Source organism: Pseudoalteromonas sp. P1-13-1a (assembly GCF_001401875.1).
Classification (GTDB): Bacteria; Pseudomonadota; Gammaproteobacteria; order Enterobacterales; family Alteromonadaceae; genus Pseudoalteromonas.
On record NZ_LKDV01000057.1, the window covers coordinates 1 to 8827 of the forward strand.

Below are 8827 nucleotides of genomic sequence, written 5' to 3' on the forward strand. Positions count from 1 at the left end.
TAAAAGTTAAAAGTTAAAAGTTAAAAGTTAAAAGTTAAAAGTTAAAAGTTAAAAGTTAAAAGTTAAAAGTTAAAAGTTAAAAGTTAAAAACTAAAAGCTAAAGGCTAAAAGCTAAAAGCTAAAGGCTACACCAGTCTTTAATTTAAGATATTGAATAAATTACTAAAGCTATGCTACTTTGAGATAAATTACGTAAAGGAATCCCCCCAAGCATGGACACCCCAATAGACTTTTCTACCTACACATTAGATGAACTTTACTCCAGCGCAAAAGCCATTGACCGAGAACGCTTTCCTGAGCGCGAGAAGGAATAGACGCACTTATAAGCGCAAGAGCCCGCAAACAAAGCCGACCCAACAATAGCAGGAAAAAAATAAGTAATATTTTGTAGCAATATTTATCTAGGGATAACGTTAAAAAGGGACTTATGAATAAACTAACAAGGTACAAAAAAACACCCAGCGCAAAACTACTTTGGACGCTTGGTTTCAACACATTTATCGCAGTTATAGTTTTATTTTGGGTAGAGGTATTTATTGAACAGCCTTTGCTGCATCAATTTTTATACCTCTTTGCGTTTGTATTATTGAGGTTTTTTTCACAGTGGTATTGTGCAAACACAGAACAGGCTCATGCAATTGAAATTGTAAATGGCGAGTTTGAACTACTCGGCATAAATATAAAAGTGTCTGAGCTAGAAGAAGTGCTTTATTGCCAAACTAAGCGTTTTGAGCATATTTTACGATTTAAGTTTAAAAACGCGACATACCAAGATATTGAAATAACCGCTCCAGACTTAATTGACGACCTACGTTTTTACTATTTTATGGTTGATAACGGCCTACCAGTAAAAATGACAGATGATAGTGGCCGTTTTTTTGACGAAGATTAACAGCGCAGCAAGGAGCAGTGGTGAGCAAACTGGTTTTAATATTTTTGATGCTAGTAAGTGTCATCTTTAGTGGATATTCATATGCAAGCTCATTTGAAGGATGTTATTCCACAACGGATAAAATAACAGGCGCGACCCCTATGCTCAACAAAGATGGAGGCGAAAGTAATGAGCATTTTAAACTAAAAACGAGTTACATAAATATATTCAAAAAAAGCGAAAAATATTTTACAGAAGGCCTTATATGGGGCTACAACTTTCATATTTGCACTATCACAGCGCCGCTTGAAGAAACTACAGAACCATTACCTTTAGTACTAAAGGATAAAAAACTGGTGTTTGAAGAGCAAGAGCCCGAATACGATATTAACTGTAAGTTTGAACTAGAATTTAATGAAAATGGCTTGAATCTTAAAGATGAAAACCATCACTGCTCTAACTACATGTTTTACTGTGGTGCACATGCAAGTGTGCATGACGTTCAGCTAGCCAAAACCAACAAAGGCTGCAACTAAGCGAGTATATTTTTTAACTTAACGATACAGCAGATTGGGACTTACTATGCGCGGCTTTTTATTATTTATTGGTTACTCATCTTATATTGGCAGTGTGGGCGATGGTTTGCTTGGTTTGTATGCACTATGGGTTTTAATCAGTAATAATTTAGCACCTCTGAGCTTATCGCTTAATGACTTTTTAGCGCAGTATGTTGAGTTTATATATTGGGTGAAGCAGGTTGCGTTTTATGTAATGCCACAAGGCTTTGCCAATTGGTTATTTGGTATTCCTGCTGCTATTTACTTTCCCGTGCGGATATTAATGAGCCTAGTAATTGGTTGGTGGGCGGTTAAAAAGGCAAAACAGTTAAAAGTTGAAAGATACTAAAAGTGGTTACACATAAAAAATTCGACATACTCTTTCTCGACGGTGCAGCAGGGCTACTTGCAGGTTTAACGTTGTTTAGTTTTCAAGGATGGTTTCACGAAGTTTATTCTTTACCTCTATATGTCATTCAATTTATTACAGCAGCTAATATGCTTTATGGTGCGCTGGCATTATTGTTGGCTTATAAAAGAAAAAGAAGCTTTTTGATCATTAAAATATTAGCTTTAGCTAACACATTTTGGGCATTGATTTGCATTTTTTTCATTTTTATATACCTAGATTCTGCAAGTTGGAAGGGTATAAGCCTATTAATTTTAGAGGCTCTTTTTGTCGGTTATTTAGCTTATTATGAATGGGTTAATCGCAATAGCTTAATTTACAGCCCTACTTATAAATAATATGTAAAAACTACTCACTTTTAAAATAATTACTTTTATGAATATTTTATTTCATTCAATCTCAGTCACAGCTGCATTAAGTGATTTCTAGCATACTGTTTTTAAATAGTATTTTTTAATCCTCTTTTTGCTCTTACTAATTATTTTTGGCATATAAGTTGATGCACTCATTTATAAATTTTTAAAAGGACTGCACATGACTGCTGAATACTTTATGGTGCTGGGGTTACTTGGTGTGGCATTTTTTGCTGTAGCAGGCGCATTGTTGGGCTACGAAAAAAACATAAGTGGATTTGGTGTAGTTGTAGTTGCAACAGTTACTGCTTTAGGTGGTGGCACGCTACGAGATATACTTTTAGATAAACCGATCTTTTGGGTAGCCACGCCCGAGTATTTATATTCAGCGTACGCCGCTATTATCGCCACCATATTTTTTGTGCGTTATCTACCACATGTAAATAACTATTACTTTTTACTCGTAGATGCCATAGGGATGGCATTATTTAATATTATGGGCATAGAAAAAGCCTTAATAGGCGGCACAGGTATGATTATCGCGATAACAATGGGGATCACTACAGGGATATTTGGCGGCCTAATACGCGATGTGATTTGCCGTGAAGTGCCTTCAGTTATGCGCAACGAACCCTATGCCTCAGCCTGTTTAGTTGGTGGTTTAGTTTATGCTACGTTATTTACCCTAGAAGTCGATTACATTTGGTGTATTTTAGGCTCATTGTTTTCAACGGTATTTTTAAGGCTTGGCTCGCTTAAATGGGGCTGGCACCTAACCATTTTCAGAAAAAAAGATTTTAAAAATCAAAGTGATTAGGTTTTAAGGCGGGAGTTATTAATTGGCTGAGTTTGCATATGGTACTCATAGTTATCTTCCCCAGTGATCTTAAAGCCTAGTCGAGTATAAAGTGCTTTAGCAGGGTTGTTTTTAAGTACTGTTAGTTTGATAGGCTTTAACTTTGCAGTTTTAATTACTTGCTCAATAACGCCTCTGCCGTAGCCTTTATTTTGATGGTTGGGGTGTATTTGTAATTGCATTATTTCAATGTGGCTACCCCATATTTTGTACTTTAACGTACCTATGGTTTTACCATTAAACTGTATAAGATGAGAGCAATCGTATTGCTCGTCAACCCTTTCATTATGCTGTTGCTCAGTTAAAAATAAGCCGGCCAGCTCAAGGTGCTCTACCATAGTAAGTTTTCTAAGATTTAATTAATAACCTGAGCCTTGGCTAATAAATTTATCTCAAGCAGCTATTTTTAGCGCTAACTGCGTTGAATTTACTTGCAATAGGCTAGCTATTGACGCGCAAATTCGCCTTGTTTTCACTTAAAATTTCTAGCTAGAGAAAACAGACCCAGTAACATTACTAACCAACTATATCTAAATCTCTTAACCAAAGCTCAGGTTAAACCGCTTTTCGGGCGTGGCTTTTGTAAACGTAAAATCCAAAATGTCCTTCCTAGTATTTAAAAAATTTAACTTTAGTTGAATCACTTTTTGTAAAAATTAGGTCTTTATTAGCCATTACAGATTTAATGGGCACACAATGAACATAACACACACAAATAACGCACTCATCTTTTTACTTACACTCAGCTTTGCATTACTTGGTGTATCGTTTGCTTTAGGTGCAAACCCAAACACACTCACAGCGACATTTAGTTTTTATAAACTTGATACTTTACTCAGTGTAAACACGTTAGGTTTACTCACTGGCAGCGCTATGATTGCGTTGGCAGTCACCACCTTAGCTGCGCATTTAAAATTAATAAAGCCTGTGCCTGCAGTTATACTCGCATTAGTTGTTAGCATAGTGCCTTTGCTTACCTTATTTGCCAGTAACCGCTGGATGGCACAGTTAGGCGGCTTTCCAATTATTGGTAGTGGGCAAGGCATAATTAAATACTTTGCTATCATCCCTTTGTATTTATTTTTGTTTTATAAAAATAAACTAACAGACAAACAACACGTACTTTTAAACTTTATACCGGTTGCTATGGTTTTATTGTGGATTGGCGGCATGAAATTTTATGAGTTTGAAGCCAAGGCCATTGTAGGCCTAGTAGAAACCTCACCGTTTATGTCGTGGTTATACACGGTATTTAGCGTACAAGGCGCATCAAATATCATTGGAGGGTTTGATGTATTATTTGCAGTACTACTTGGTGCGGGCATTTTACTCAACAATAAAAAGCTTATTATTGTTAGTGGCTTAGCGTGTTTAAGCGTATTTTTAATGACCCAAACATTTTTAATTACCGCCACCGGTGCGTTTAGCTCAAGCACGTTATTAGAACGTTTAGGACAATTTGTAATTAAAGATTTATGGTATGTAGGCAACTTAGTTGTTATTGCCACTTTAATGCTACTTAAGCCAGCTAAATAATGTAAAGAGAACTTTATGATCAGTTGCAACCATTACGATTACATCGAAATTGCCTGTATGCACCATTTAAGCATTGAGCTTATATTAAAAAATGGCGATGCTGTATGTGGCGTAGCAACTGATATAAAACGCAATGCACTCAAACAAGAGTGCATTGCCATTAATGTAAGTGGCGAGCTAAAGCTTATTGTGCTCACTACAATCAGCGTTCTTAAAGCGCGTGAAAGTAATCCTTACTTTGATCATGTGGACTTTGATGTAAAGTAATTCACTAACTAATTCGTTTTATCATAAACACTCCAGCGGGTCTGTTTCATCAATATGTTAAGGCTCGCTTATCTGGCCAATGCTTTAACTCATACGTGCTAAATACCCAAAGCCAAAATTTACCTTTAGAATGAACTGTTAACATAAACAGCTATTTTGACTTTGTCCAATAACATTATTAAAAGCCGTTTTGGTGCAATATAAACAAAGGTTTTTAACTGCATGCCTAATTGCTTGTTTACATTGCAATTATTTAGTGGAATTATTGAGCGATGTAATATGCGCCGTTTTTGGGGGGTTATAACCCCCCAAAGTGGTGTTCAATAAGCTTTTATGTTGCTAGGGAAATTATGAGTATCAGTGACAAATGGGAGCTAATATCAGCGGAGTTACTAGCAGCATATAAATTGCTTCCGGCTGAAATCAAAGAATCTGACTTTGGTTATAGTGAAGAAGACTTTCTTGAGTACTTATCCGTAAATGAGCTTCGTCTAGCTATGGAAGAATTGGATGGTGTAATGGAAGACAATAAAAGCCCTGGCCATCTATTTTGGGAGCATTTAATAAAAGCTGCCACGTTAATGAATCGTCCTGAGCATGCTAAAAAATACGAGAAATATAAAGTCGCAACATAACAAAGCAAATTAAAAAGGGCCGACAAAAACCAGTTGGCTTTGTTCGTGCCTCACAAATTTTAGCCAACTAATTTTTGCCGTTTATTTGCGGCGTTATATACCCCAAGGAGTTTGTGGTAATGGATATAGATCAAAGTATAAAAATTATCGAGCAACAAAATCGAAAACTTTTCAGTGCAACCCACACATGGCTTATTGTCGTTGGAATTACTGCAATTGCGCTCATCCTTACTCTAACTATTCCGTCTATACCAGCCGCTCTAATAACAGGTATATCAGCATTTTTTGTTCTTTATCATTATGTCGCTCATGCGATTAAAAACATTAATGCTCGTATCACGTTAATGGAAACAAGAAATAAAACAAAGTAAGGGTATATAACAAGCGCCTAAACTCCGGCAATGTTACGTTGTCATGTTTTTGGCAAACAACGCAAAAAGCCATGCCAACAAATTATTATTTAGCAAAGCATTCCATATTCCTCCAATATCATTATTTAAGGATGACTTATGAATAACACAAAAGTGGTTTTAATAACGGGTGGAGGCCGAGGTATTGGTGCTGCTACGTCTAAATTATTTGCATCAAAAGGGTATGCGGTTTGTATCAATTACAAATCTAATCGAGCTTCGGCTGAAGCTGTCGCAAGCGATATTAGGGCTGCAGGTAATCGTTGTATTACAGTCCAAGCAGATGTTTCGGTTGAGAATGATGTAGTAAGGCTGTTTAAAAAAATTGATTCAGAGCTAGGCCCTCTATCAGTACTTGTTAATAACGCTGGTATTTTACGTAAGCAGTCGCGTTTGGAGAATTTAACAGCTGAAAGAATTAATACTATTTTAGCAAACAACGTGACTAGTTACTTTTTGTGCTGCCGAGAGGCCATAAAGCGTATGTCTACACGTCATGGCGGAAACGGAGGGGTTATTGTAAATGTTTCATCGGGGGCGTCTCGTTCAGGTTCACCGAATGAATATATTGATTATGCTGCCTCAAAAGGGGCTATAGATACACTCACCAAAGGATTATCACTAGAAGTTGCCTGTGAAGGCATTAGAGTTAATTGTGTGCGCCCTGGGTTAATTAATACGCAAATGCACGCTGATGGTGGTGAACCTGAAAGAGTAGAAAGGCTAAAGGAGCTTATTCCTCTTAAGCGTGGAGGTGAACCTGGGGAGGTGGCCGAAGCTATTTATTGGCTTTCATCGGCAAAGTCATCGTTTTCAACAGGGAATTTTTTAGACTTATGTGGTGGCCTCTAATACATAGCAAACCAATGTAATGGCAATTCCCCAGGCTTAGCACTTTTAAGTGGGTGTTAAAATTTAATAGGGGGTTGAACATGCTACTCGACTTCTCAGTTCTTGTTCACAAGCCTTTATTAATCAGGTGTTTATACTAAGCCTAGCTGCGACGCATTGTTCAGTATTTCGATTTTAAAGCACTCACTGGCTTTAACTAAGTAAAAGCTGGATTAGCCGCATTTATTAAACACAACTATCCAAACATAACTATTCAAATACAACTTCCCCAAACGCAGCTAAGCATAAAAGCTTCGCCAAATAACGTTATTTTAGTAAACGCGAGTTCATATTGCCGTGTGTAATATCTTTACACGCATTTTAAGTTAGGCGCTCATACTGGGCGCTTATTTTTAGACTCATTTTACTAGAGATACTTTTTATGAAGTTAAAGTTATTTATTGCCGCTATTATTACCTCCTCTGTGTCGTTACACGCGGCGCAAGCACAAGCAAGTGCTAAGTTTACTTTTGAAGATTTAAAAGCAATGGCAAAAGCCTCTGCCAAAAAGCCTTATACGCCAACTGCAGTTCCTGCACCTGATCTTATTGATAAAATTACCTATGACGAACATTGGAAAATACGCTTTAAAGAAGATGAAACCCTATACCCAAATGGCAAAAAGGCACCGGTGCAGTTATTTTACCCTGGCCGATACTTTCCTGAGCCAGTAAGTATTTATATCAGAGACGATAAAAACAACGTAAAAGAACTGCCTTTTAATAATGCGCTTTTTGATATGCCTGACGACAGCCCTGCCCACGACCTGCCAGAAGGGTTTGGGTTTGCAGGTTTTAGAATTATGCGCCCTGATATAAAACCAGATTGGATATCGTTTTTGGGGGCGTCTTATTTTAGAACTGATGGCCCACAAGGGCAATATGGGTTGTCGGCTCGCGGTATTGCAATAAATACCGGTATGAGTGAGCCAGAAGAATTTCCGCGCTTTTCGGCATTTTGGTTAGGCCCTGCAGAAAATAAAGGTGAAAGCATGTCTGTGTGGGCATTGCTTGAGGGACCCTCTGTTACAGGTGCTTATCGGTTTGGTTTAAGTAAAGACAACAAAAAGGCCAAAGGGCATGTTACCTCTGTAAGTGCTAATTTGTATATGCGCGCCGATGTAGAGCGCTTAGGCATAGCACCGCTAACGAGTATGTATTGGTACTCAGAAAAAGATAAAATACAAGCTAAAGACTGGCGCCCAGAAATTCACGATAGCGATGGCTTAGCGATTCATACTGGATCGGGCCAGTATATTTGGCGACCGTTAAATAATCCGCAATCGGTGTCGACCAATAGCTTTATTGATGAAAATCCCAAAGGCTTTGGTTTAATTCAAAGGGATCGCGACTTTAATAACTACCAAGACGATGGCGTGTTTTACAATAAGCGCTCATCAGCATGGATAAAGCCTCAGGGTGATTGGGGTAAAGGCGCTGTACAGCTAGTCGAAATTCCTACAAAAGATGAAACGTTTGACAATATTGTTGCCTATTGGGTGCCTGAAAAAGAGGTACGTAAAGGCGATGAGTTTACCTTTTCTTATGATATTGAATGGCGTCCACTCGATCCAAAATCAAAAAAAATGGCAAGTGTTGTGAATACACGCCAGGGGCAGGGCGGAATTCCTGGCCAGCCTATTCCTGAGGGCGTAAACAAGATGGTGATAGACTTTGAAGGGCCTGTATTAAAAGGCCTAGACAGAGAAAGCGGTATAAAGCCTATAGTTGAAGCCAGCAACGGCGAAATATTAGAGCCAATTGGTGCTTACCCAATAGTGAGTACCAACCAATGGCGATTAGCATTTGACTACAAACAAAGCAATAACGACCCCGTAAGCATACGCGCGTATTTGGTTGATAAAAACGAAGAGCCGATAACCGAAACATGGGTAAGTGATGCAAAGGTAACGATTGAGTAACTATAAAAATTAAAGCGGGTGGCCCTAAAGTTAGTTTATAATACCCTAGTGGACCCCATATATTTTTCACTACATTTATATAGAGTTTTACATAAGAGTTATGAACAAGGCATACAGTTAC

12 protein-coding genes are annotated in these 8827 nt (G+C 37.9%); 11 read left to right on the plus strand and 1 reads right to left on the minus strand.

Going from position 1 to position 8827, the window contains the following annotated elements; all coding sequences use genetic code 11:
- The first annotated feature begins 427 nt into the window (after positions 1-427).
- From AN391_RS19430 to AN391_RS19450, 5 genes are all read left to right on the plus strand, one after another.
- On the plus strand, positions 428-892 hold the full coding sequence (locus AN391_RS19430) for a hypothetical protein (RefSeq protein ID WP_055016912.1): 465 nt from the start codon (positions 428-430) through the stop codon (positions 890-892).
- Positions 893-1032: 140 nt separating this feature from the next.
- Positions 1033-1407 carry a hypothetical protein gene (locus AN391_RS19435; protein WP_055016913.1) on the plus strand — a complete coding sequence of 125 codons (375 nt, stop codon included), beginning with the start codon at positions 1033-1035 and terminating at the stop codon, positions 1405-1407.
- Between the two features lie 46 nt (positions 1408-1453).
- Positions 1454-1777: a hypothetical protein gene (locus AN391_RS19440; RefSeq protein ID WP_055016914.1), complete on the plus strand. Its 324-nt coding sequence runs from the start codon at positions 1454-1456 to the stop codon at positions 1775-1777.
- A gap of 2 nt (positions 1778-1779) precedes the next feature.
- Positions 1780-2175 carry a hypothetical protein gene (locus tag AN391_RS19445; RefSeq protein ID WP_055016915.1) on the plus strand — a complete coding sequence of 132 codons (396 nt, stop codon included), beginning with the start codon at positions 1780-1782 and terminating at the stop codon, positions 2173-2175.
- 196 nt (positions 2176-2371) lie between these two features.
- Positions 2372-3007: a trimeric intracellular cation channel family protein gene (locus tag AN391_RS19450; protein WP_055016916.1), complete on the plus strand. Its 636-nt coding sequence runs from the start codon at positions 2372-2374 to the stop codon at positions 3005-3007.
- Here the strand turns inward: AN391_RS19450 and AN391_RS19455 are convergent.
- Positions 3004-3384, minus strand: a complete 381-nt coding sequence (locus AN391_RS19455) for an N-acetyltransferase (protein WP_055016917.1) — start codon at positions 3382-3384, stop codon at positions 3004-3006. The two genes, AN391_RS19450 and AN391_RS19455, sit on opposite strands and share 4 nt — an antisense overlap.
- A 358-nt stretch (positions 3385-3742) precedes the next feature.
- Between AN391_RS19455 and AN391_RS19460 the strand changes: the two genes are divergently transcribed.
- From AN391_RS19460 to AN391_RS19485, 6 genes are all read left to right on the plus strand, one after another.
- Positions 3743-4582: a DUF417 family protein gene (locus AN391_RS19460; RefSeq protein WP_055016918.1), complete on the plus strand. Its 840-nt coding sequence runs from the start codon at positions 3743-3745 to the stop codon at positions 4580-4582.
- A 15-nt stretch (positions 4583-4597) separates the two neighbouring features.
- Positions 4598-4849: a Rho-binding antiterminator gene (locus AN391_RS19465; protein ID WP_055016919.1), complete on the plus strand. Its 252-nt coding sequence runs from the start codon at positions 4598-4600 to the stop codon at positions 4847-4849.
- Positions 4850-5199: 350 nt separating this feature from the next.
- Positions 5200-5484, plus strand: a complete 285-nt coding sequence (locus tag AN391_RS19470) for a hypothetical protein (RefSeq protein WP_055016920.1) — start codon at positions 5200-5202, stop codon at positions 5482-5484.
- A 119-nt stretch (positions 5485-5603) separates the two neighbouring features.
- Positions 5604-5855, plus strand: a complete 252-nt coding sequence (locus AN391_RS19475; protein ID WP_055016921.1) for a hypothetical protein — start codon at positions 5604-5606, stop codon at positions 5853-5855.
- Positions 5856-5993: 138 nt separating this feature from the next.
- Positions 5994-6746 (plus strand): SDR family oxidoreductase, encoded by a 753-nt coding sequence (locus AN391_RS19480; protein WP_055016922.1) that lies wholly within the window; start codon positions 5994-5996, stop codon positions 6744-6746.
- Positions 6747-7167: 421 nt separating this feature from the next.
- Positions 7168-8706 carry a glucan biosynthesis protein gene (locus AN391_RS19485; protein ID WP_055016923.1) on the plus strand — a complete coding sequence of 513 codons (1539 nt, stop codon included), beginning with the start codon at positions 7168-7170 and terminating at the stop codon, positions 8704-8706.
- Positions 8707-8827: the final 121 nt, after the last annotated feature.